Here is a 23,072-nt window from a genome sequence, read left to right as displayed (position 1 = left end):
ATGGTCCTTCGCGGTCACTGTCTTATCGCCGTGGAGGGCCGCCGGTGTTACTTCAGGCGGTTCTTGATCCGGGTCAGCATCGCCGACATGCCGCGCAGCCGCAGCGGGCTGATCAGCTTGGCCAGGCCGAGGTCGGTGTAGAAGTCGTCGGGGACGGCGAGGATGTCGCCGGCGGACTGCCCGTCGAGCCCGGTGGCCAGGATCGCGGCGAAGCCGCGGGTGGTCGGCGCCTCGGCGGGGGCACTGAAGTACAGCCGGACGTGGTCGCGGTCGTCGGCGTCGACGTGCAGGAACAGCGGCGACTGGCATTCCGGCACCGGTTCCATCGCCGCCTCTTCGAGCTCGGCGGGCAGCGGGGGCAGGTCGTCGGCGAACTCCAGCAGCAGGGCCAGCTTGTCCTGTCCCTCAACGTCTTTGAAGTCCGACACCACCTCGGCCAGCGCGGCCGGCATGGTCATCGTGCGGTGCCAGGCGCCTCGCCCGGCTGTTCCCCGACGGCCACCGGGACGCGCACCGCGTTGCCCCATTCGGTCCAGGAGCCGTCGTAGTTGCGGACGCCGGGCAGGCCGAGCAGATGGGTCAGCACGAACCAGGTGTGGCTGGAGCGCTCACCGATGCGGCAGTACACGACCGTCTCATCTTGGGGGGTGAGAAAGCCGTAGAGCTCGTCGAGTTCGGCGCGGCTGCGGAACTTCCCGTTGTCCAGCGCGGCCTTGGCCCACGGGATGGACACCGCGGTCGGGATGTGGCCGCCGCGCAGCGCACCCTCTTCGGGGTAGTCCGGCATGTGGGTGCGTTCGCCGGTGTACTCCTGTGGGGAGCGCACGTCGATCAGCGGCTGCTTGCCGAGGATGGCGAGCACGTCGTCCTTGAACGCGCGGATCGGGGCGTCGTTGCGCTCGACGACGGGGTAGCCGGTGGTCTGCTTGTTCGGCACGTCGAGGGTGGTGTCGCGGCCGTCGGAGATCCACAGGTTGCGGCCGCCGTCGAGCAGGCGCACGTCGGGGTGGCCGAACAGGGTGAAGACCCACAGCGCGTAGGCGGCCCACCAGTTGCTCTTGTCGCCGTAGATCACCACGGTGTCGTCGCGGGAGATGCCCTTGCGGTTCATCAGGTCGGCGAACTGCTCGCCGGTGATGTAGTCACGCACGTTCGGGTCGTTGAGGTCGGTGTGCCAGTCGATCTTGACGGCGCCGGGGATGTGGCCGGTGTCGTAGAGCAGCACGTCCTCGTCGGATTCGACGATGGCCAGACCCGGCCTGCCGAGATTGCCGGACAGCCAGTCGGCGGTGACCAGTCGCTCGGGGTGGGCGTAGGACTGCAGGGCAGGGCTGGGATCGGCAGGTAGCGGCACGTCACAGAGCCTACCGGGCGGACGGGGGCGGATCTGGCCTCAATCGTGTCCAGATCAGAGGGCGGGGACGGCGGGTGTCACCGGTGCGGGTGCGTCGATCGCCTCGGGGCTCATCGCGTAACTGATGACGCTCAGGGTGATCAGGATCAGCGCGCCCACACCGGCGAGCTTGGTGGCCGGGCTGGTGTGGTGCAGACCGTGCCTGCGGTCTTCGCGGGCCTGCCGCAGGGCGCCCCAGCTGGCGTAGCGCATCGGGTTCTCGACGAAGTGGTGCAGCGCGACGGCGAGCCCGAGGGTCAGCGTGACCGCGCTGGCGTAGTAGTGCGCGTCGCGGTCCATCACGGCCGCCAGTACCACGATCACCGGCCAGTGCACCAGGTACAGCGAGTAGGAGAGGTCGCCGAGGTAGGTGCTGGCGCGATTGCGCAGGAAGCCCTGGAGGTCGGGTTCCCGCCCGATGCCCGCGCCGATCACCAGGGCGGCGCTGGCGACCGGTAGCAGCGCCCACGGTGCGGGGAATCCGGAAGTGCCGTCGATCAGGACGAACGCGGCGCCGATGAGCGCCAGGCCGAGCCACGACAGGATCGGGCGCAGCGGATCCGGGAGACGCGCAAGACTGCCGGCGGCCACGGCCAGCAGTGCGCCGACGCCGAGTTCCCAGAGGCGGGTGAAGGTGCTGAGGAACGCCACGGTCGGCGAGGTCATGGTCTGGTAGGCCGCCCAGGCCAGGGATGCGAGGACGACGCCGCCGACGGCTGCGCCGAGGTGGGCGCGCCACCGTTCGTCGCTCCAGGCTTTGCGCACCGCGGCGGCGGTGAGGGCCAGGATCAGCAGCGGCCACGCGATGATGACCTGCTCCTCGACCGCCAGTGGCCAGTAGTGCAGCAACGGGGACGCGGTGTCGGAGGTGGTGACCGGATCGACGCCGTCGGCCGCGAAATGCCAGTTCGCCACGAAGAAGAAGGCGAACAGCGCGTCGATGCCGATGTCGCGCACCCGTGCTGCCGAAAAGGCAAGGGCCGACGCGGCGATCGTCAGGATCAGGACGACGGTCGCGGCGGGCACGATGCGGCGCAGCCGCCCGAGGTAGAAGTTGCGGAGCTCCGGCTTGCCCGTGTCCGCCGCCGTCGTCAGCAAACTCTCAGTGACGAAGTATCCGGCAATCACGAAGAAGATGTCGATGCCGACGAAGCCGCCCCGAGGCCAGCCGGTCAGGTGGTAGGCCAGCACCGCAAGGACCGCGACCATGCGCAACCCTTGGATGTCCAGCCGGATATTTGCTCGTTCTGCACGTCGTCGTCGACGCTCGGCTGAGTCCCGCCATTGATCGAAGCGTGTAACCATGCGATGCCCCCCACCGGACGAATGATCATGCACGTCACTTCTTCGCTATTTACCCATGTGCATGGGTGCTCGCAACCGAAACGTGGTCCAGATCACCGGCGCTTTTCTCTTTGCGTCGACCGGCGTGCCGGCCGGGTCGGCTGCGGGGGTCCTTGAGGATTCCTGTCAGTTTGCTGGGGACGAAGGCGCTCAGGGTGGGGGTCGCTTAAAGTTGCCTGGACAGCAGCGCATGGCGGAGCGACGACGCTTCGTGCCCGGCCTTTCGAGCATTCACTGGGAAGGCGGCCTCCATCGAGCTGGCTGATACCTACCCAAGGGGTGCGCAGTGCAGAAGAAACTTGTCTCAGCAACTATCGCGGCCGGTGCGTTGTTCGGCGGCGCCATCGGAGCTGCAGGGCCCGCGGGCGCGCACGCGGACGACGGCCTCATCCAATACAAGGAGCCGGACGCCATGTGGGTGATGCCGGACCTGAAGGACAAGACGCTGTTCGCCGCCGAGCAGGAGGTTGAGGCCGACGTCGAGCAGATGCCGTTGACGTTCAAGGTCGTCGCGCCGAATCATGCGCCTGTCTACAACCTGGAGAACTGGGTCGTCTGCGGCGAGTCGCCCGCCAAGGGCAGCAAGCTGTCGCAGAAGACGAAGTCGGTGACGCTGCTGGTCGAGCGACCCGGCGCGGAGCACTGCGGGGCGTAGGCGCGGGCCGCCTTTAGCAAATCGTTATCGAAGCGTTGGCAGTCAACCCACAGCCAACGCTAGGGTTCTTGCCATGGAGCGCAAGGGTTTCAAGAGGCAAGGGCGGAACATCGCGGCAGCGGTGGCGTCTTTCGGAATGCTGGCCGGGGGAATCGTGGTTGCGCCGGTCGCCGGTGCTCAGACGTCCACGTGGACGATGCCTGCGCTGCGTGGTGAAGTCCTGGAGCGCGCCGTGAACAGTGTGGTCGGAGCCGCCGGGGAGGACAACGTGCGGTTCAACATCTACGACTCGGTGCACAACCAGGTGGTCTACAACTACACCAATTGGGTGGTGTGCGGTCAGTCGCCGCGCGCGGACGCAACGGTCAAGGTCGGCTCGAAGCCGCAGCGCGTCACGTTCGCCCTGAAGCGGCGCTACCCCGGCTGCTAGTCAGCGGTCCAGAAGTCGGTGACCGACAGCCCCGCGCGGTCGAGTAGCTGTCGGATCACCGGAAGACTGACCCCGATCACGTTCGACGGGTCGCCGTCGATCCTGTCGATGAACCAGCCCCCGAGGCCGTCCAGGGTGAACGCCCCCGCGACGTGGATCGGTTCTCCGGTATTCACGTAGCGGTCGAGGTCGGCTGCGCTCGGCGATCCGAAATGGATGGCGGTGCTGCCGGTATCGCCCTCGGTGTGGGTGATCACGCCACCGCTGAGCCGCAGCAATGCGTGCCCGGTGAGCAGATGCCCGACGGAGCCCGCCATCGACTCCCATTGTCGCCGCGCCGCGTCCGCGGAGCCGGGCTTACCGGTGAGCCGGCCGTCCAGATGCAGCATCGAATCACAGCCCAGCACAACGCAATCGGCCAACAGATCCGGGGGGAGTGCCGCGGCGACACTGAGGGCCTTGGCGTTGGCCAGTTTCGCGACCACGGCTTCCGGTGGAAGGTCCGGGTCGAGTGAACCGATCAGCGCGTCCTCGTCGACGTCGGACACGACCACGACAGGATTGATGCCGGCCTGGGTGAGCACCTTGAGCCGGCCCTGTGACGCCGAGCCGAGGACGAAACGCGTCATCGACGAGGTCAGTGCCGCATGTGGGTGCGTTCCCACAGGGTGGTGCGCTGCCAGCTGGTGACGTCGTAGCGCAGTTTGTCGACGGGGTGGCCCCAGAGGTTGAGTTCCTGGGGTCCGGGGTCACCGGGTGCCCCGCCGCCTGCGCCGGCCAGCACGGTGACGAGCGCGGCGAGTTCTTCGAGGGTGGGTTCGCCCTTGAGGACCTGGAAGTGCGGGGTGGGGGCGGGCGGGTCGTCGATGGTCATGTCCCGCGGATCGGAGACCTCGACGATGTCGGCGTCATGGTTCATGACGGAGAGCCTTTCTCGTTAGGTCAGATCACAGGGGAATGTTGCCGTGCTTCTTCGGCGGGGTCTGAACGACCTTGCGCTCCAGCAGCTTCAGTGCGGTGGCGACGTAGCCGCGGGTGTGCGACGGGGGGATGACGGCGTCGACGTATCCGCGTTCGGCGGCGATGTAGGGGTTGACGAGGGTGTCCTCGTACTCCTGCTGCAGCTGCAGGCGCAGCGCATCGACGTCTTCTCCGTTGGCGGCGGCTTCCTTGATCTGCTGGCGGTAGACGAAGCCGACGGCGCCGGAGGCGCCCATGACGGCGATTTGGGCGGTGGGCCAGGCGACGACGACGTCGGCGCCCATGTCCTTGGAGCCCATCACGCAGTAGGCGCCGCCGTAGGACTTGCGGGTGATGACGGTGACCTTGGCGACGGTGGCCTCGCCGTAGGCGTAGAGCAGCTTGGCGCCGCGGCGGATGATGCCGTTGTATTCCTGGTCGGTGCCGGGCAGGAAGCCGGGCACGTCGACGAGCAGCACGATGGGGATGTTGAAGCAGTCGCAGGTCCGGATGAACCGGGCGGCCTTCTCCGAGGCGTTGATGTCGAGGCAGCCGGCGAAGTTGGTGGGCTGGTTGGCGACGATGCCGACCGGGCGGCCGTCGACGCGGCCGAAGCCGACGATGATGTTGCCGGCGTAACCCGCTTGGACTTCGAGGAATTCGTCGTCGTCGAGGATGCGGGTGATGACCTCGTGCATGTCGTAGGGCTGGTTCGGCGAATCCGGGATCAGCGTGTCGAGTTCGAGGTCTTCGTCGGTGAGGCTGTCTTCGATTGCCGTGTCGGCGTGCGGGGCCGGGTAGCGCGGCGGCTCGGCGTAGTTGTTCGGCGGCAGGTAGGACAGCAGGTCGCGCACGTAGTCCAGGGCGTCCTGCTCACCGGAGGCGACGTAGTGCACGGTGCCGGACTTGGACATGTGGGTCTGCGCGCCGCCGAGCTGCTCCATGGTGACGTCCTCACCGGTGACGGTCTTGATGACGTCGGGTCCGGTGATGAACATCTGGCTGGTCTGGTCGACCATGATGACGAAGTCGGTCAGGGCGGGGGAGTAGACGTGCCCGCCGGCGGCGGCGCCCATGATCAGCGAGATCTGCGGGATGACGCCGGAGGCCTTGATGTTGTTGTGGAAGATGCGGCTGTAGAGGCCGAGGGAGACCACACCTTCCTGGATGCGGGCGCCGGCGCCGTCGTTGATGCCGATGAGCGGGCGGCCGGTCTTGATGGCCAGTTCCTGGACCTTGACGATCTTCTCGCCGTAGACCTCGCCGAGGCTGCCGCCGAACACGGTGGCGTCCTGGCTGAACACGCACACGTCGCGGCCGTCGATGGTGCCGTAGCCGGTGACCACACCGTCGCCGGTGGGGCGGTTGTTCTCCAGGCCGAAGTTCTTGGAGCGGTGCTTGGCCAGTGCGTCGAGTTCGACGAACGAGCCCTCGTCCAGCAGCGCCAGGATGCGCTCGCGCGCGGTCAGCTTGCCTTTGGCGTGCACCTTTTCCACGGCGGCCTCACCGACCGGGTGCTCGGCCTCTTTCGCGCGTTTGCGCAGATCGGCCAGCTTTCCGGCGGTGGTGTGGATGTCGATGTCGTGCTCGGCAGAAGGCTCAGTCACGCTGGTCATGGACCTGATGCTAACGGCGGCGCCGAGCAGAGTCGCGGGTGGGTCTTACTAACCCCTTAGATTCGTGGTGTTGCGCCCGTGATCGGAAACGTGGGCGGTCGTGATCAATCAGATTTCCAGTCGCGCGGTCCAACAAGGCGTCGACGTTGCTGACGCGGCCGGCGGGTGACCGAAGCGGGCGCGAAACCGATTACGGCGCGGTTAATTGATGTTGCAAACGACAGGTAATTCGACGCAAACCGAAGTGCGACCAGCTGCTGGCGCGGCGTCCTCGCAATTTGATCTTGAAGGTGATAGTTTGCCAAAGACGGCATCTCGCAGGTGGGAGTCCCGCAGGGGATTGCGCACCCATCCGGGGAAGTCCGTGTTCCGGTTGACACGCTCAGCGCCTTCTGGGATGCTTCGAGCAACAAACAAGGGCTCTCGAACCTTTATGGGGGGACACGAATGAACGCCATCGCAACGAAATTCAAGGTAGGGGCTGCTGCCGTCGCGGTCGCTGCGACCACCGCCGTGGCTCCGGTCGCCGCGAATGCCGCTCCCGCTGTGCAGCTTCCGGCTGCTCCGGTGATGAGCGATCTTGCGCAGCAGCCGCAGGGTCTGTTCGGTGTGTTCGTCGTCCAGTTCACCGGTGCGGTGACCCGGACCTCGACCTACTGGACGCGGATCACGATCACGAACTATCAGTCGCTGCTTGAGGCGAATCCGAACTCCATCTTCGCCCCGCTGTGGGAGCGCCGTGTCGAGCGTCTCAACGCTCAGCTGGCGCGGTACGGCGAGGTTGAGATGTCTGCCTGCGCGGGCGGGCGGTCGTACTCGATCGTCGCCGGCGCTTACGGTGGCGTGACCCAGGGAACCTGCTCGGGCTAATCGGGCGCGATCAAATAAATGCTAGGTGTTGAAGCCTGCATGTCAGTCCGCTGACGTGCAGGCTTCAACCTTTTACTAGGAACTTTCTGAGTGCCATTTAATTCGCGACGCCGGTCTGATCACAATGCCAACGCCGAGAATGGCGACGACACGGGAGAGGATCACGACGGCCGGCGATGGATGCCAGAGTGGGTCACCCGCCGCGGCGTCTTCTTGGGCGTATCCGTGTTGGTTCTCCTCGTCATCGGACTTGGATGTTGGGTGGCATTCGGCGCTCTCAAGGCCAAATCGAACCTTGAGCAGGCTCGCGACAGTGCTCAACAGGCCAAAGAAGCGCTGCTCGACGGAGACACGCAAGCGGCATCCAAGTCAGCGGATGATGCGTTGGTGCACGCGCAGGCGGCCCGAGACGCCACCCACTCGATCGCGTGGAACATCGTCTCGGGAATCCCCTGGTTGGGCAGTCCATTCGAGACAGGTCAACAGGTCACCCAAGTAGTTCTCGGTCTCGCCTCGGATGTGCTGCGGCCGGCCGCCGACGTCGGTTTGACGATCTCGCCTGACCGTCTCTACCGGGACGGGCGGGTAGACGTCGAACTCCTGCGCAGCCAAGAACCGCAGTTGAAGGAACTTGCCATCGACGCCAAGAGGCTGAACGGTGAGGCCGCCGCGATCACAGACCCCCGGTACGTGTCCTTGCTAAGTGACGCTCGGTCGCAACTCCAAAGCCAGATTTCCGGCGTCACTTCGGTTATCGAAAACACTGCTCTGGCAGCGCGCCTGGCGCCATCAATGATGGGCGCCGACGGTCCGCGCACATATTTCATGGGATTCCAGACCAATGCCGAAGCGCGCGCTACCGGTGGCCTGCTCGGGGGTTATGGGATTCTCAGGTTCGACGAGGGAAAGCCGAGCGTAGATACCTTGGCTCCGAACACCGAACTCGACGACGCCGTTGCGCCCGTCGACTTCGGAGATGAATACGACCAGCAGTACGGATACAACCAGCCTTTCTTCGACTTCCGGAACAGCAATCTGAGCCCGCATTTCCCCTACGCGGCCCAGATATGGCAGGGAATGTGGCTGGAGCAAACCGGCATGACGGTAGACGGCGTCATCGCCATCGACCCCGTTGCATTGAGTTACATCCTCGGTGCTGTTGGACCGGTGACAATGCCTGACGGAGAGATTGTGTCGCGCGACAACGTTGTCGAACTGACGGAATCGACGGCGTACAAACGCTTTCCGATTGATCAGATCGCCCGCAAGCAATACCTCCAGGACATCGCCAATGCAGTCGTCACCAAGATGACCGGCACGGTGAAGTCTCCGCGACGACTGCTGGACGCGCTTGGTAAGGCGGTCAGCGAACGTCGCATCGCCGTTTGGAGTGCGGTACCGGAAGATCAGGCTCTTCTCGAGGAAACTCCGCTTGCGCATGTGCTCCCCGATGATCCGGCTCCATATGCGGGTGTTGTGCTGAACAATCTCGGCGGCAACAAGCTGGACTATTATTTAAAGACAGAGATCGAATACGCCGCCGATAAATGCCAGGGCGAGACCCGTGCCTCGACAGTCACAGTGAAGTTAACGAACGCTGTACCGAGTGAGCCGTTGCCGGACTACGTCGCCGGCGCCGTCGGACTTTCCCCGGAACTGGGTTTGGACCTACCTAAAGGCACGAACGTGGTGTCGGTCCGTCTCTTCGCGACTAAAGGCTCCGAGTTGTCAAGTGCGATCCTCAACGGGGAGCGTGTACCGGCCATCATCTACACGGAGCGTGGGCACCCGGTGTTTGAAACCCAGGTGATCATTACGCCCGGTCAAACGGCGGACATCATGTACCAACTCTCCGAGCCATCAGTACCCGGCGTTCCACGCGCACCAAGCCAACCTTTGGTAGAAACGGTCGTGCCGAAGGTGATGGTGCCCCAGTGCACTCGCTGAGTGAGGCGAATGAACGACGAGTTTCTCGCAACGGGTCAAACTGGCCGATTCGTTTCGTTTTAACTTCTTGGTCTGCGAGCTGTCCGGACCAGCTTGCAGCGTGGCGGGTGTTGGCCACCGCTATTCCATTAGCGGAAGCAGGCTGTTTAGAGCAGGAAAGCAGAATCTCTCAGAGGCGCCACGTTCTATGCCGACGGAAGATCGCTGAAATTGGTAGTTAAGGGGCAGTGCATTGAATTTCGAAGACTTCATTCGGCTATTACGGACGCGGTGGATAACCGTATTCGTAACAATGCTGGTTGCAGTGCTGGGTGCTGTTTCCGTAACACTTTTGACTACGCCCCTCTACCAAGCCACAACGCGCCTTTTTGTGTCCACAACCAGCGGTTCTTCTCTGGCTGAAACCTATCAAGGCAACCGTTTTTCCCAAGAGCGCGTTGCTTCCTATGCCGAATTGATAATGGGCCAAACTTTGGCTCAACGCACTATCGACAAGCTTGGACTTGGCATAAACGCGATTGAATTGCAGGAGCGCGTGACGGCCACGACTAAGCCGGATACCGTTCTAATCGATGTCGCAGTGTTGGACGAGTCTCCGATACAAGCACGCGACATAGCGAACTCTTTGTCAGACGAATTCGTTGCTCTTGTTCGGGAGCTAGAGACGCCCGAAGATGGATCCAGCCCCGATTCGCGCGTGGTGGTCGAGCAACGAGCGTCGATACCCGAGAATCCCGTTATTCCTAAGCCGTTGCGAAACATTGGCATAGGTCTGGTCTTGGGCATTTTGCTAGGCGTCGGATTAGCTGTGACTCGCGACCTTCTAGATAATACGGTAAAGACGCGCGACCAGTTGGAGACCATAACTAGCACCGGGCTAGTTGGTAGCATCCCGCTAGATAAAGAGCGTCGCAAGCAGGCGTCGATTTCGTTCGATAGCGAAACATCAGGAATTGCAGAGGCGTTCCGAAAGCTGAGGACGAATCTGCAGTTCCTCGCAGTCGATAACCCTCCGCGAGTAATCCTGGTGACGAGTTCGATGCCAAGTGAAGGCAAATCGACGACCGCGATTAATATTGCCCTTGCGCTGGCGGAGACAGACAAATCAGTAGTGCTGATAGACGGAGATTTACGGCGCCCGTCGTTGCATCGATATATGGACCTGGTAGGCACGGTTGGGTTCAGTACTGTTCTCAGCGGTGCCGTGTCCCTTGAGGATGCACTACAGAAGACGCGTTTTCCCGGACTCACCGTTTTGACATCCGGTGCTATCCCGCCGAATCCTAGCGAATTATTAGGGTCGCAATCGGCAAGGAAGTTGCTTAGTGAGCTGCGAGCCAAATTCGACTATGTGATCGTGGATTCCACACCATTGCTTGCAATCACCGATGCCGCGATTCTCGCTGCGGGTGCGGATGGGGTGCTCATTATGGCCCGTTACGGCCACACAAAGCGCGAGCACCTATCACACGCTGTAGGGAGTCTCCACAGCGTTGGCGCGCCCCTACTCGGAGCAGTGTTCACGATGACGCCGATGCGTGGCGGCGGCAGTTATAGCTACAACTACGGCTATTACGGTGGCTACACAGCTAACTCGGGCCCTCAGCCAAGCGGAGATACAGAGGCGTCTGTCGCGAAAGGCGACGGAGCGTCGGCGACTGCAGCTGGGCTGCCAGCATCGGGACCTGGGGGTCGGCGGCGGAGAAAAGCAGAATGACGCGGTTGCTGGACGTGCCGGGCTACGTGCACCGCCCGGGGAATGTTGGAGGCTCCAAGAGACCAGGGCGGTTCCGGGATTGAAGCCGAGGTTGATACGCAGCTTGCGCTCGGTTCATCGATGCAGGGTTTGAACCGGGTGTTCTCAACTCCGCGTTCCTGGGTGCTTAGCAACTCTCGTTCATCCACCGTTTTGAGCCATTTGACTCGGTGATCCATGTGCTCGGCATACCGCAGCCAGTTCCTCGACACGCTTGTCGCCGTCGGCGAGCTTGCGGAGCATCCGGTCCTGTGTACGCCGCCGGCGCTCACGCGATACCAAGTCCCCGTAGATGCGACGGCGGTCCGTTCCGGTAACTCTTATTCTTGCCATCGTGACGGCTGAACCGCTTCTGTCCCAGTCAGTATCGTGAGATTTGACGTGCCCTACGGGTGGCTGATCGGTCGCGGCGTCGTAATCGAAGTCCTCCAGTGAGGTGGGTGTCGGCAGACAGGCGAACCGTAACCGGACGGCCAGCCGACGGCCCTCGGTCGCTTCAACCTCGATGGAGAGCAACTCCTCCAGGGCGGCGGTCATGGAGGTGCCGTCGGACTGGGCGGGGTCGAGGACCGAGGGCAGCGCTTCGGCGGCGTCGTGGAGTTTGAGCACGGCCAGGTGGCCGCGCAGGGCGTTGATAGATGCTGGCTCGGGCGGCGGTGTTGGGTGCGGGCACCGCATCCTGGGTGGTGGTCATGGCAAGGTGTTCCTTCGGCGCGTGTGGCGCGTTCGTAGGTGGACAGATCGATCATGGTCGGCGATTCCACGATCGCGGCTGTCAGCGTTGGGTTGATGTCAGATGAGTTGATGCGCAATGTTTCTGCTGCTGCACGCGATGCTGTGCCGGGTGGGATGGTTCCTTGCGGCAGCGAGCTCGGCCGCCGGTGGCTGCGGTGGCCATCGCCAGTTGATCCAGTGCCACGACGTGGCCGTGATCGCGGACCATCACCCCGGCGCCGTCGGCGGCCAGCTGATGGCGCCGGGGTGATGGTGATCTGCGGGAAGGTGACGATGTCGATGACCTCAGAACCCAGCACGTGGATGACGCTGACCGCCGCTGACGCCAATTCCGGAGGCACCGAGTAGCGGTTGCGGCGGTAAGACAGCATCGCCTGACGAGACAACGCGCGGTCCTCGCGTAGGACCAGCGGATACGGGGCGACCGGAAGCGGCGCCAAGGGTTCGGCCGCGGCCAGGGTGGCCACCGTGACCTTCCCCTCGGCAGTGGCCCGCCACCCGGCGTCGCCCGCGCTGCCGACAGAATTGATCGAGGCGGTCCTGGGCCTGCTCAACCGTGATGGCATCAGGCAATGTACGCCACCACCGTTGCGCTGCAGTGTGATTGGCCTTCTCCACCACACCTTTGTGGTTGCCACGCCGCGCTGGACAGATGGCGACGGCGACCCCATAGTGCTGGGCTACGCCGGCGAACGACGCGGTGACCCGGCCCGAGCCAGGGTCGCAGACGGTGGCCGTTCGATCGAAGCGCCAGGTGCGGGTCAACCCACCGAGCTTGCGGGAGATTCGGTCCAGGCCGTCGACGAAGTGCGGTTGGGTCATCGCCGGGGGCCAGCACGGCCCGCCACCGACCGGAATGAGCCAGCGATCCGACGAAAAGGTGCGCCATCGTGCCCCATCCCCAGGATGCGGGGGGATCGGCAGATCCAGCCAATCCCATTGGGTTTCGGGTCTAGGCGGGTGGTCGATGACCGCGTTGGCGCTGCCCGCGGCGTGGGCGCAGTCCTGACACGCCGGCCGCAGATTGCGTGCCCGGATCTGTCGGGTCAGCGTTGGATACGGCATCGGATTGCCGAGGTCTTCGAGCTCGTGGCACAGTGTGCGGGCCTACAGGTGCGGATCCTTCGGTCAGCCGGACAGTGACGTAGGCGATGAACGGTTCAAAGGGGTCAATTGCGGCGGGTTTCCGCACGCCGGGGTGGTGACGCCGTTGAGGTAATTGCGGACCATTCTACGGTTCTTTCCGGTATGGCGGGCAATGGCCGAGATCGGCCAGCTTCGTTACGCAGGGCGTGTATCTCCAAGTCGTCCTTCCATGTGAGGATGAGAAAGCGGGTCTCCTTCACAGAGCTGGTGGGTGGTCAGAGGCCACCAGCATCGGAGGAGACCCGCCCTCATCGGCGGAGCCACACAGGGGAGCACTTTCGGTGAGCAGAACTGGGCAGTTTCAATGAGCGCCGTCAGTGGCGGCTGGCTCGTTGATCTGGTGCGCGCTGCCACTGACGTGAAGATTCACGGAGGATCGGATACAGTCAGAAGACCATCGGGAGGATTGGTTCGAGTACGGGGGTCGTCGTGGCTTTGTGCCACAGTTCGCACGCAGTTTTAAACCAGCACGCGGTCGCGCCACATCTTGTAACTGCGACTCGAACTTCTAAGTATCCGACTCATCATCTCGTATGCAGGGCGCTGCATCTTCACCGCCTGCAAACCCGTCCTCCGACAGCTGAACGACGGCAGTCGGGGCACTAAATTGACGTCGGAATCCGCATCTGAGAAGAAGCAACGCGAGTCAGCGTCCGCAGGTATGCCCGCTAGACAGCCTGATTTGTCCACCCCTACTGAATACACGGCAAGACGACTCGTAACAATCCAAGTTCTTCGAGGCATTGCAGCCTTGCTTGTTGTATTTCACCACGTCCAGGAGCAATCGCCCCAGTTCAAAGCGATTTGGCCTACGGAGGCTGGCCAATCCGGAGTAGATCTTTTCTTCGTAATTAGCGGTTTCGTTATGGTTTACGTAACTCGCGACAGAGAGCGTACGCCAACACAATTTTTGGCCATGCGTGCAATAAGAATTATTCCTATCTACTGGTTCTACACGCTGTGCGCAACATTCTTGATGTTAGCGCTCCCGCAGCTATTTCGATCTAACGAACTCAGCGTGCGCCACGTCATTTTATCTTTACTTTTCATCCCACACTACACAGAGGCCGCGGGCACTTCACCCATAGTGAAGCAAGGCTGGACACTGAACTACGAAGTCTTTTTCTATGTACTTTTTGCCATCGCAATGGCGATTTCGGTAAGACGTAGGGTGCTCCTGGCCGCCGCTGTACTAAGCCTTCTTGTTGCTGCTGGATTTTCCTTGCAGGCCGCCGAAATTTCCCTGGGGACAGCGGACTTCTACCTCAAGAGCATAATCCTAGAGTTTGCGTTCGGAATGCTGATCGCACAGATCTACCTGGCCGGGGTTCTACGCCGAATCACGCCCGCGGTCGGCTTCGGCTTGGTCTTTATTGGCTTTATCTCTCTCTTCCTGCTAGATCCCCTGTACTCAGCAGGTACGCGAGCGGCGGTCTATGGTGTGCCGGCAGCGGTAATCGTCGTCGGCGCGCTGGCTATTGAGAACAGGGAAAAGTCGCTTTCCGTCCCTATCCTCCAGTTTGCAGGCGATGCCTCATATTCGATATATTTAGTCCACGGATTTCCGATTGCCGCGCTCCGGTCGATTTGGAAGCATGGCCCATTTCCTTTGTCGGGCTTAGGGAGCTTCCTCCTTTTCCTATCTGTTTCCTTTGCGCTATCGGTCGCCTTTGGCGGACTCTCATACAAGGCGATAGAGAAAACCTCGCTAAAATTTCTTAGGAAGCGAGTTGCGCGTTACCTTTAGATCTGTTCGGTAAGCTGGATCGTACTGCCTTCCCGATGTACAGGAATGTCGATTACTTCATATTCCGCGTACGTGGTGCAAGAGTGCAAGGATGGCCGTAGGGGCGGGAGACCCCTCCCGAGAGGACTCCCAAAACCGCCATTTGTCTAGGAGATTTCGGCGGTGAACTGCTTGCGGGCGTTCAGAGGTACGGGAGGGTCGGTATTAGAAGCCTTCTTGGTGCGCAAAATGGCGGGCGGTAAGGCTTTCCGTCGGCCCGTTTCGTGCTGGCACCCTGTCGATATGCCCGTTTGTTACGTCTTCGCGTCCGCGGTCAGTGGGAATGTCGGTGTGCCCCCGACGATGCGGAATTGGTCCGAGCCTTGAACGCGCCAGCGGCGACTCGACTCTGCCGCGTTGTCGCCACCCTAGCGGCGCCCGTCTAGCTGCATGGCCCAGGGAGGTTGGTCAACCTTGCGATTGGCGGGGCTTCCCGGTCGCTGAGTGTTGCCGGTGGTGGTTGAAGATATCGATCCATGCCGGTAGTGGGGATTGGTTGGTTGGCTCGTTGGGCAGAAGGGGGTGACGGCCCATCGGCAGCCATATGCTGCGGTGAAGGCGGTCTGTCTTTCCGTTGGTCTGCTGCTCGTATGGGCGGGTCGTCGGTGCTCGATCCTCAGGTGCTGGAAGGAGGCGTGCCTGCCAGCTGTTGCTGTTGCCGGACAGGACGGCTTCAACGGCGCCCGCGGGCAGGGAACGAGGACGCCCGCCCAGCCAGACGATAACAGCGGTGTTGGTTCTCGGACGCTCTTGGGCCGCGATCTCCGCGCGGATGTATGCCGGTTGGCGCGGTCGGTGCCGGCGTATCCCAACAAGTAGGTTGTCATTGCCGTGCCGCCGGGATCTTGCTTGGAATCGCCGATCTAACCCGTAAAGGGGCGGTGCCGGTCGTCGGGGTATGAGCCGGCCAGCGGTGATAAACGTACCGGCACGCGATTCGCGACGTCGTGCCCAGTACCAGGCCAGCCGACCAGACCTAGGGGTGGCCCAGGCATCGTCCTGTAGAGTGCGCAATATATGCGGCGCGCCATCTTCTCTAGATTAGCCCTAACAGCTATCACCATCGCTTCGTTCGTGGTTATCGCACCACCGACTGCCGTTGCAGATCGAGCCCGATTTGAGGTCGATTCGAAGCCGATGGAACTTTACGCCGCGTCTGTACCCTATGCATTGTCGATTCCCGCCCCGAATCTCTATCGTTTCGAAGTTCACCAAGACGACTTCGGCTTCTCCGGTGACTCAAAGAATGCCAAGCGGCGATCTGAATTTGTTTCAAAGGGTGAACGTTATGGAGCAGGATCCACGTTGTGGACCTCCTTCTCATTTGTGGTTGGTCCTGCCCGTGAACCGTTTAACGGCGGCAGTAAACAGAACATTATCCATCAGTGGCATTCCGTCGATACCACTAAAAAAAACCGAGCCCCAGTCGTAAGGGTCGAGCTTATTGATGGAAATCTGGAAATACGGACGGAGTCGGATCAGAAGATTAAAGGCGGCCCGCAGAGTGTAGTCCGATATCGCGCGATGCGCCCAACTGATGGCCTCGTGCATAATTTAGTCATATCGGGCCGATTGGGTCGGGATGGCCATCTTAATGCTTGGCTTGACGGCAATCAGATCGTAAGCGCCGACGCCCCGATTGGTTATTATGAGGACGACAACGGAAAAGCTGCCCTCGCCTATCCCCATTGGGGCCTGTACCAGACTAATGTAAAAGACCCGTCCGTTATTTACCTTGCCAACTTAGAGTGGGGGACTGATAGCCTCTCACATAGAATCAAATCCCCGCGTCCGGTTAAGAAACCTGAGGACGGTTGGAAGTAGCTTCCGCAAGGGGCTTTAAACAAACCGCACTGCAGATACGGCTGGTGTCGCCTGTCGGGTGTGGCGAGCACCTAAGTTCCTCCGTCCGCGGGGTTTAGCAGCCGAGGTGGTGTGATTCCGATTCAGTGGGTGCAGCCAGTCGGTCAAGCTTGCCGTAACCTAGGCGCCGCGGGGGGTCCGCATCTTCGGGTCCGCGGTGGCGCGGCGGTTTCGAGCACGGTATTCCAAGCGTTCGGTAAGGCACTCGAGTAGCTGGTCGTCTAGACGAGACGTAGTCCCCGGGGTTTCGGGTGGGCGTGCAAGGGGGGCGGCCTACGCTCCGATGGAGCTAGCGTTACCGGGGGCCGAGTCGACTTCAACTAACGGTGACGAATAGCGCGCGCCAGTACGAAATTCGATATCGAACCTTCAAAAGAATGATGTGGCAAGAGTCGCAACCGTATATCCCTCGGCCACGGGAAGATGGGGTAAGTCAGAACGATATCAAGACGTCGATGAAATCATGCCCCGGGGCACCCGATGGGCCGTGGCTTGCAAACTCTGCAAGTTGGCGAGGACGCTGTCGCTCGCCACCCGGCCGGTCACCCTTAGGTCTGATCCACCTGCGCGCCGATATCGCCCGCTGCGGAATCGTTTGAGTTGAACGAGCTAGCGGGAGGCGGCTTCGCAGGAACGCGAGCGTTGTTGTTCCCCCAGCTACCGTAGCAGAGCAGGCGATGTGTAACGGAACCCGTGGGCCTATGCCTCGCCGTGGCCGGCCGGAGGTGCAGATGCCGTCGTCGTGGCGACATGCATGGCTTTGCTTCGGGGGCCATCCCCAAATACGGTGGAATTTGCGAACGGCGTCGCACGGGGGAAGGATGGGCCAGTGCTGGGGGAGTGCCCGAATTGGGGAAGCGAGGAGACATGGTTGCCGGTATCGGCTCGGTCGGCCGGACCGTGGGGGAGGATTGGCGAGGATGGCTAAAGTCTCAGTCGTAATTCGCGCTCTCAACGAGGAAGCGCACATCGGTCGTTTGTTGCATGGGCTCGGCGCTCAGACTCGCCCCCCCGACGAACTCATTCTCGTTGACTCTGGATCTACCGATCAGACAGTGGAGATCGCGAAGTCGCGGGGATGCAAAGTTGTTAACATCGCCAAGCACGAATTCACTTTCGGCCGCGCACTGAACCGCGGCTGCGAAGCCGCCACGGGCGACCTTCTACTTATTGTCTCTGCGCACGTATACCCCGTCTACAATGACTACTTAGAGCGGCTGATGAAGCCTTTCGAGAATTCCGATATCGCGATAGCGTATGGGCGTCAGGTCGGCGATCACCGCACGAAATATTCTGAGTCGCGCGTAATGATCAAATGGTTCCCAAAGGAAAGCATTTGGGACCAAGGCCATCCTTTTAGTAACAACGCAAACGCCCTCGTCCGCCGCAGTATATGGGAAAAACTGCGATATAGAGAAGAACTTACCGGATTGGAGGATCTCGACTTCGCCAAGCGTGCGATAGAGGTGGGTGCGCGAATCGCCTATGTCGCCGAAGCGCCAGTCGTGCACGTCCATGAAGAGTCATGGAAGGTCCTGCAGAACCGATATCGCCGCGAAGCCATCGCGTATAAAGATATCTATCCGGATACCACTTTCAGCGCCCTGCAAGCAGTGACCCTAGCTTTATCTAATATTGTCAGCGATTGCTGGCACGCCCTTCGCGATCGCAAATTGCGTGAGAATGTATGGGACATCGCCCGCTTCCGATTCGCGCAATTTCGTGGCGCGTATCTAGGATTTGCAGACGACGGCGCCCCGGATGCGGAGCTACTTCGTCGGTTCTATTATCCGGCGCAGTGGGTGACGCGTCCGCAACTCCACGCGCCGAGCGGCGAAATCGATTATTCGATGATTGAGTCAGCGGGGCACTATTCGTGAAAACTAGAGTTACGGCCATCGTACCGATGCGGCATTCGAGTGAGAGAGTGAAGGGGAAGAACTACCGCGATTTAGGCGGGAAACCTCTCTTCCGTCATATCGTCGACGCGTTGCGATCTTGCTCGTCTATAGACCAAGTCGTCATCGATACGGATAGTTCGGTTATTCGCAACCATGTCGACGTCCATCTGCCCGACGTTCTGGTGTTGGAACGCCCGGAGCACTTGCGCGACGGCGCGATTCCCATGAACGACGTGCTGGCCAACACGCTCACGCAGCTTACTGGGGATGTGTTCCTGCAGACTCACTCAACCAACCCGTTTCTGCGTTCCGAGACGATTGAGAGAGCCGTGCAAACTTTCTTCGAGGCAGGGGTCGATTCACTCTTCACGACGACACCTATGCAGGCTCGCTTCTGGTGGGATGCGGAACGTCCGGTGAACCATGATCCAGCCGTACTCCTGCGGACACAAGACCTGGCCCCTCTCCACCTCGAAAACTCATGCCTCTACATCTTTCGGCGAGAGCCATTCCTCGCCGAAAAGAATCGAATAACTGCCAACCGGGCAATATTTCCGATGGCGGCCTTAGAGGCGGTCGACATCGATACTGAGGAGGAATGGGATCTTGCAGCCGCGCTGATAGCGAGGTCGACGTGAGGCGCAGTATTGCAATTACGTGCAAGCAGATGCAGAACCACCTGCCCCGACACCGGGAGCGTCTAGAGGCGGCGGGCTTCGATCTGGTGGTCCCGACTCTTTCCGGACAACAGTTCAACACTGCAGAACTAATCGACATCGCGCACGAGTGCGTCGGTATCATCGCTGGCGATGACGACTTGGGGCGCGCCACGCTCACCGGGCTACCGAATCTAAAAGTTCTCGTGCGCTGGGGAATCGGCACCGACACGGTCGACTTCGATGCTGCACGCGCACTGGGGGTCGTCGTACGAAATACGCCCGGAGTCTTCGGTGACGAAGTTGCCGACAGCGCATTCGGGTACATCCTCAATCTTGCCCGTGGGCACCACCTGATCGACGCGGCAGTCCGAAGGGGCGAGTGGAAAAAGATCGAGGGCGTGTCCCTTTCGGGCGAGACACTCGGGGTGGTCGGCGCTGGATCGATCGGCACTGCGGTCGTACGACGCGGTTTGGGGTTCGGAATGTCCGTGGTGGTACACGACCCGTTCGTACAGAGCGGCTTGCCGGAGGGGGCTGTGCTCGTCGGTTTGGACGAGTTGCTAACACGCTCGCGTTTCGTCGTGTTGACGGCACCGTCCACTGATTCCACACGCGGCATGATCAACGCAGCTTCGCTAAGAAAGTTCAGGGCTGACGCTTTCCTGGTGAATGTAGCCCGCGGCGATCTAGTGGTGGAGTCTGATCTTGCGGACGCCCTGCGGAAAGGGGCACTGGCCGGTGCAGGACTTGACGTTTTTGATGTCGAGCCGTTACCGGTGGACAGTCCACTCCGGAGCCTGAATGTGGTGCTAGGCGCCCATAACGGTTCAAACGCGACGGCAGGCGTGATGCGCGCTAGCCAGAGGGCCGTCGACATCCTCTTAGAGGAACTTGAGCGAGTTGAGTCCGGCAGTCATCGTTAGTGGGTCCGCAGGGGGCATAGGCCAGGCAATATGCCGCCGCTTTCGAGGCGCCGGCTATTTCGTCGTCGGGTTTGACCGCGTGGAAAACCCCGAGGTGGACGAATGGATCGCCGTCGACATGGCGGATTCCGAGTCGGTACGCGACGTCGCCGCAGGCGTTTGTAAACAGCATGCAGTATCCGTCGTGGTGCACAATGCCGCTACTCAGCCGCTCGCTGCGGCGGGGGAGACACCTGTCGACGCGTTTTTGGAAACGATGCGGGTGAACGTGATCGCTGCCGACTCGCTGGTGGCGGGCAGTCGCAAAAGCTTGGCGGAACTGCACGGGGCCGTAGTGGTCGTGAGTTCTGTACACGCTCATGCGACAGCCAGAAACATCAATGCCTACGCGACATCTAAGGCGGCGCTGGAGGGATGGGTCCGCTCTGCAGCGATCGACCTGGCTCCAGCGGTACGCGTCAACGCCGTCAGGCCAGGAGCGATCAATACTGCGAAGCTTCACGAGGGTTTTGCACGCTGGGGTGACGACGCCGATGCGCGGTGGGGGATGCTCGAGGCTCGAACGCCGTTGGGTCGTGTGGGTGAAGCGACCGACGTCGCAGCGGCCGTTCATTTTTTGGCGAGTTCCGACGCCGCGTTCATAACAGGATCCACACTCGTCGTGGATGGCGGGGCGACGGCCCTTTTGGGTACGGAGTGAACGTGAAGGTTAACTGGCGCAGGGTGCCTGTCCACCGCGGCCAACTTTATGAAAGTGCTCGCTGGATACCGGAACTCGAGCTTTTTCAGTGGGTCGACATCCTCGCGAGCAGCATCCACCGGTGGAGTCCCTTTAAGGGCGAACAAATGGCCGAAACTCGGACGCTGGATCTAGAGTTCGTGACGGTCGCGATACCGCTAGATGCTGTTCGTTCGATTGTCGCTTCGCGCAATTCGCTGTTTACGTATGATTGGTCCACTGGGGGGCTGACAGAACTGGGCAAATGGACCTTCCCGCCCGATATCCGGTTCAATGATGGTGCGTTGTCACCACACGGCGTTGTCCATATTGGGACCATGTCAATGTCTGGCCGTAAAGACGCCGCTAACCTATTCCAATTTTACGATGGTGAATTGATAGGTGTGCTTGATGGTATTGGAATTTCAAATGGCATTCGTTGGTTTTCACCCGAACGTGCGTATTACGTTGACTCGGTATATCCGAGGGTCGACGTCCTGACGACCGCGATCGGAACGGTAGTCCGGGATCCCTGGGTAACCCTGGACGAGATCGATGAACCGGACGGCATCGCCGTCGCGGCTGACGGAGCGGTCTTGGTGGCTAACTGGGGACGTGCGGCAATCGAGCACATTGCCTCAGATGGCCTGCGAACAACCATTCCTGTTCCAGCGCGGTTTCCCTCGTCCGTTGCTTTGAGTGGTGACGAGAGGTGGATGATCGTCACGACCGCGGCCGCGCCGGATTCCGCAGGGGATGGCGACGGTTATGTCTTTATTACGCCGGTGGGACGGGATAGCGATGGCGACAGGTGATGCGGTAGCGCAGAACAGTGGCGTGTCGGGGGCCAAATTCGAAGGGGCATCCGCTACCTCGCAGCCTCAGGCTCAGTTCGACGTTATCCGTCGGTATGCGACATTAATCGCCATCCTGGCCGCGGGAGCTGAGGTGCTGCTGCTCATCTGCGGTTTGTACAACTTCCGACTAAGTGTCGCGTTGGCCTTCCCTATCTTGATCGGAATAATTTGCGGAGTTTCTAAGGGGGACATCTCAAGGGCGGCGAACTCCCGTGACTACCTGCATCCCGTGCAAAGCGGGCTCGCCGGCGGCGCAGCTCTAGTCGGCGTCGGATTGCACTCGACTGCGGGCGTCGTGATCGCGGTGGTAGCAGTACTCACTTTTCTCCGATTTCCGCTGCCCTCGTCGCGCAATTTTGTCGTGGGACTAGCCGCGATAAGTCCCTGGACCACGGAGTGTATTGCGGATGGCCGCGGCACGGGATCGATTCTCCTAGGGTCCGTCGTTTGCGCTGTCGCCGTCCTAACTTGGATCCGGTCGCAAAATGTGGAAACCTTGGTCGTCGCCTTTTGTTTATCAACACTGGTGTACGTCACTGCAGCGGTGGTGCTGTTTCTTCTCGGATTCCGTGCTGACTACAACTCTGCGTATTTGACTGACGCAATCGCAAATTACGGTCCATTTACGCTACGCTGGCGATTTCCCCTTGCTGTCTCTTGGGTGACGGTACCGACGGTCGCTGCGCTTGGATCTGTTCTTTGCGTATGGGTGGTGCGCCTCAAGCGCAGCAGCATCGGGATCGGCGCCGTCGGCATAAAGGCCGTATGTGCCGTCGGAATTTTCGTGCACCTCCTGGCTGTGTTGGCCGCGGATGGACGAACTCAGATTGTCGCAGCCTCGCTCGGCGTCATCATTGCTAGTGGCCTGATGCCGAGAATTATCCGCAGCTTACTGCTTGTAGCTGCAGCGTTTCTATGGCTTGCGCCCCTTTGGTGGAGCAGGTTCGCTGATGTCGCTGAAAAGCTTGTGGTGGATTATCTCCCAATGCGCGGGACGGCCGCTAGAACCGCGACCCTGCAGGGCCGTACAACCATTTGGGATATATCACTGGACGATTTTGGCAACAGTTCTTTCATGGAGCAGCTCTCGGGATGGGGTCCCGACGGGTATATTGCATCGGGGACCGCGGCGCAATATTCCGGCGTGCTGGGCGTGGTGTACCGTAGCGGCTATTATCCGCCCCACAACGCCTTGCTCGAGGTGCTTTTGTCAGGCGGTATTGCCCTCATGGTTCTCGTTTTGGTAGGTATCGCTTTTCTCGTTTTTATGCAGCTAAAGGTGCAACGATTCGGCAGCGAACCGGCCCCGGCGGGAGTGGCAGCACTTGGTGTTGCTCTCGGGGTCGTGGCCTTTCCGGAAGTCGCAGTGCTCTGTTCGAACGCGTCGGCTGCGGCACTTGGCCCTATGGTCACACTCATTTGCTTGACTGCGTACAGCCAGACGATCAATGCCGCGAGGCGGTAGGACGGCAATCAACTCCTTTTGACAACCGGAGTCTGCAGCATTGTGCGC

The 23,072-nt window shown here is 61.1% G+C and carries 19 protein-coding genes and 2 pseudogenes; 13 read left to right on the top strand and 8 right to left on the bottom strand.

Translation table 11 applies throughout. The features are described 5' to 3' along the window. Positions 1-47: 47 nt before the first annotated feature. The 3 genes from BST38_RS10215 to BST38_RS10205 are packed head-to-tail and all read right to left on the bottom strand — an operon-like array spanning position 48 to position 2,698. On the bottom strand, positions 48-458 hold the full coding sequence (locus BST38_RS10215; protein ID WP_083143160.1) for a SufE family protein: 411 nt from the start codon (positions 456-458) through the stop codon (positions 48-50). Then, the gene (locus BST38_RS10210) at positions 455-1,354 is read right to left on the bottom strand and encodes a sulfurtransferase (protein WP_083143159.1); all 900 of its coding nucleotides are present in this window, start codon (positions 1,352-1,354) and stop codon (positions 455-457) included. The genes BST38_RS10215 and BST38_RS10210 overlap by 4 nt, the downstream gene beginning before the upstream one ends. A gap of 54 nt (positions 1,355-1,408) precedes the next feature. Then, positions 1,409-2,698: an acyltransferase family protein gene (locus BST38_RS10205; protein WP_083143158.1), complete on the bottom strand. Its 1,290-nt coding sequence runs from the start codon at positions 2,696-2,698 to the stop codon at positions 1,409-1,411. Positions 2,699-3,023: 325 nt separating this feature from the next. Between BST38_RS10205 and BST38_RS10200 the strand changes: the two genes are divergently transcribed. Together BST38_RS10200 and BST38_RS10195 are read left to right on the top strand one after the other, a co-directional pair. Beyond that, positions 3,024-3,392, top strand: a complete 369-nt coding sequence (locus BST38_RS10200) for a hypothetical protein (protein WP_083143157.1) — start codon at positions 3,024-3,026, stop codon at positions 3,390-3,392. A gap of 73 nt (positions 3,393-3,465) precedes the next feature. Beyond that, positions 3,466-3,822 (top strand): hypothetical protein, encoded by a 357-nt coding sequence (locus BST38_RS10195; protein WP_083143156.1) that lies wholly within the window; start codon positions 3,466-3,468, stop codon positions 3,820-3,822. On the opposite strand, the gene BST38_RS10190 is transcribed toward BST38_RS10195, so the two are convergent. Genes BST38_RS10190 through BST38_RS10180 form a run of 3 tightly spaced genes read right to left on the bottom strand, consistent with a single transcriptional unit; the run spans position 3,819 to position 6,398 of the window. Beyond that, positions 3,819-4,451: a Maf family protein gene (locus tag BST38_RS10190; RefSeq protein WP_083143155.1), complete on the bottom strand. Its 633-nt coding sequence runs from the start codon at positions 4,449-4,451 to the stop codon at positions 3,819-3,821. The genes BST38_RS10195 and BST38_RS10190 overlap by 4 nt on opposite strands. An 8-nt stretch (positions 4,452-4,459) precedes the next feature. Further along, positions 4,460-4,741, bottom strand: a complete 282-nt coding sequence (locus BST38_RS10185) for an acyl-CoA carboxylase subunit epsilon (RefSeq protein WP_083143154.1) — start codon at positions 4,739-4,741, stop codon at positions 4,460-4,462. Between the two features lie 28 nt (positions 4,742-4,769). After that, positions 4,770-6,398, bottom strand: coding sequence for an acyl-CoA carboxylase subunit beta (locus BST38_RS10180; protein ID WP_083143153.1), 1,629 nt, complete (start codon positions 6,396-6,398; stop codon positions 4,770-4,772). A gap of 447 nt (positions 6,399-6,845) precedes the next feature. Here BST38_RS10180 and BST38_RS10175 point away from each other — a divergent pair, with 447 nt between their 5' ends. The 3 genes from BST38_RS10175 (at position 6,846) to BST38_RS10165 (ending at position 10,932) form a co-directional block, all read left to right on the top strand. After that, positions 6,846-7,268, top strand: a complete 423-nt coding sequence (locus BST38_RS10175) for a hypothetical protein (protein ID WP_083143152.1) — start codon at positions 6,846-6,848, stop codon at positions 7,266-7,268. Between the two features lie 180 nt (positions 7,269-7,448). Next, entirely contained in the window at positions 7,449-9,215 is a 1,767-nt protein-coding gene (locus tag BST38_RS10170) for a DUF4012 domain-containing protein (protein WP_083143151.1), read from the top strand. A gap of 232 nt (positions 9,216-9,447) precedes the next feature. Further along, on the top strand, positions 9,448-10,932 hold the full coding sequence (locus BST38_RS10165; RefSeq protein ID WP_083143150.1) for a tyrosine-protein kinase domain-containing protein: 1,485 nt from the start codon (positions 9,448-9,450) through the stop codon (positions 10,930-10,932). Positions 10,933-11,376: 444 nt separating this feature from the next. Here BST38_RS10165 and BST38_RS10160 read toward each other — a convergent pair. Continuing rightward, positions 11,377-11,665 (bottom strand): annotated as a pseudogene (locus BST38_RS10160) (ATP-binding protein); the annotation flags it as partial. A 19-nt stretch (positions 11,666-11,684) separates the two neighbouring features. Next, positions 11,685-13,031: pseudogene (locus BST38_RS29625) on the bottom strand (Mu transposase domain-containing protein); the annotation flags it as partial. Between the two features lie 482 nt (positions 13,032-13,513). Here BST38_RS29625 and BST38_RS10150 point away from each other — a divergent pair. The 8 genes from BST38_RS10150 (at position 13,514) to BST38_RS28990 (ending at position 23,024) form a co-directional block, all read left to right on the top strand. Beyond that, positions 13,514-14,599 carry an acyltransferase family protein gene (locus BST38_RS10150; RefSeq protein WP_083143149.1) on the top strand — a complete coding sequence of 362 codons (1,086 nt, stop codon included), beginning with the start codon at positions 13,514-13,516 and terminating at the stop codon, positions 14,597-14,599. A gap of 1,056 nt (positions 14,600-15,655) precedes the next feature. Beyond that, positions 15,656-16,462 (top strand): heparin lyase I family protein, encoded by an 807-nt coding sequence (locus tag BST38_RS10145; protein WP_083143148.1) that lies wholly within the window; start codon positions 15,656-15,658, stop codon positions 16,460-16,462. 959 nt (positions 16,463-17,421) lie between these two features. Further along, positions 17,422-18,381 carry a glycosyltransferase family 2 protein gene (locus BST38_RS10140; RefSeq protein WP_083143147.1) on the top strand — a complete coding sequence of 320 codons (960 nt, stop codon included), beginning with the start codon at positions 17,422-17,424 and terminating at the stop codon, positions 18,379-18,381. Between the two features lie 26 nt (positions 18,382-18,407). Beyond that, positions 18,408-19,040 carry an acylneuraminate cytidylyltransferase family protein gene (locus tag BST38_RS10135; RefSeq protein WP_083143213.1) on the top strand — a complete coding sequence of 211 codons (633 nt, stop codon included), beginning with the start codon at positions 18,408-18,410 and terminating at the stop codon, positions 19,038-19,040. 29 nt (positions 19,041-19,069) lie between these two features. Continuing rightward, entirely contained in the window at positions 19,070-19,984 is a 915-nt protein-coding gene (locus tag BST38_RS10130; protein WP_083143146.1) for a phosphoglycerate dehydrogenase, read from the top strand. Continuing rightward, positions 19,953-20,684 (top strand): SDR family NAD(P)-dependent oxidoreductase, encoded by a 732-nt coding sequence (locus BST38_RS10125; protein ID WP_336385739.1) that lies wholly within the window; start codon positions 19,953-19,955, stop codon positions 20,682-20,684. The genes BST38_RS10130 and BST38_RS10125 overlap by 32 nt, the downstream gene beginning before the upstream one ends. 2 nt (positions 20,685-20,686) lie before the next feature. Then, positions 20,687-21,517: an SMP-30/gluconolactonase/LRE family protein gene (locus BST38_RS10120; protein WP_165761577.1), complete on the top strand. Its 831-nt coding sequence runs from the start codon at positions 20,687-20,689 to the stop codon at positions 21,515-21,517. After that, entirely contained in the window at positions 21,504-23,024 is a 1,521-nt protein-coding gene (locus BST38_RS28990) for an O-antigen ligase family protein (RefSeq protein WP_165761576.1), read from the top strand. The genes BST38_RS10120 and BST38_RS28990 overlap by 14 nt, the downstream gene beginning before the upstream one ends. The last annotated feature ends 48 nt before the right edge of the window (positions 23,025-23,072 follow it).

The organism is Mycolicibacterium parafortuitum, assembly GCF_002086815.1.
GTDB lineage: Bacteria > Actinomycetota > Actinomycetes > Mycobacteriales > Mycobacteriaceae > Mycobacterium > Mycobacterium parafortuitum.
The sequence above is the reverse complement of the archived record's forward strand: the minus strand, read 5'-3'. Positions and strand labels throughout refer to the sequence as shown.

Excerpts from the sequence above, each read along its gene's own strand:
- BST38_RS10215 (WP_083143160.1), bottom strand. The coding sequence starts at position 458 with ATGACCATGCCGGCCGCGCTGGCCGAGGTGGTGTCGGACTTCAAAGAC.
- BST38_RS10205 (WP_083143158.1), bottom strand. The coding sequence starts at position 2,698 with ATGGTTACACGCTTCGATCAATGGCGGGACTCAGCCGAGCGTCGACGA.
- BST38_RS10195 (WP_083143156.1), top strand. The coding sequence starts at position 3,466 with ATGGAGCGCAAGGGTTTCAAGAGGCAAGGGCGGAACATCGCGGCAGCG.
- BST38_RS10190 (WP_083143155.1), bottom strand. The coding sequence starts at position 4,451 with ATGACGCGTTTCGTCCTCGGCTCGGCGTCACAGGGCCGGCTCAAGGTG.
- BST38_RS10185 (WP_083143154.1), bottom strand. The coding sequence starts at position 4,741 with ATGAACCATGACGCCGACATCGTCGAGGTCTCCGATCCGCGGGACATG.
- BST38_RS10180 (WP_083143153.1), bottom strand. The coding sequence starts at position 6,398 with ATGACCAGCGTGACTGAGCCTTCTGCCGAGCACGACATCGACATCCAC.
- BST38_RS10175 (WP_083143152.1), top strand. The coding sequence starts at position 6,846 with ATGAACGCCATCGCAACGAAATTCAAGGTAGGGGCTGCTGCCGTCGCG.
- BST38_RS10170 (WP_083143151.1), top strand. The coding sequence starts at position 7,449 with ATGCCAGAGTGGGTCACCCGCCGCGGCGTCTTCTTGGGCGTATCCGTG.
- BST38_RS10150 (WP_083143149.1), top strand. The coding sequence starts at position 13,514 with ATGCCCGCTAGACAGCCTGATTTGTCCACCCCTACTGAATACACGGCA.
- BST38_RS10145 (WP_083143148.1), top strand. The coding sequence starts at position 15,656 with ATGCGGCGCGCCATCTTCTCTAGATTAGCCCTAACAGCTATCACCATC.
- BST38_RS10140 (WP_083143147.1), top strand. The coding sequence starts at position 17,422 with ATGGCTAAAGTCTCAGTCGTAATTCGCGCTCTCAACGAGGAAGCGCAC.
- BST38_RS10135 (WP_083143213.1), top strand. The coding sequence starts at position 18,408 with ATGCGGCATTCGAGTGAGAGAGTGAAGGGGAAGAACTACCGCGATTTA.
- BST38_RS10130 (WP_083143146.1), top strand. The coding sequence starts at position 19,070 with ATGCAGAACCACCTGCCCCGACACCGGGAGCGTCTAGAGGCGGCGGGC.
- BST38_RS28990 (WP_165761576.1), top strand. The coding sequence starts at position 21,504 with ATGGCGACAGGTGATGCGGTAGCGCAGAACAGTGGCGTGTCGGGGGCC.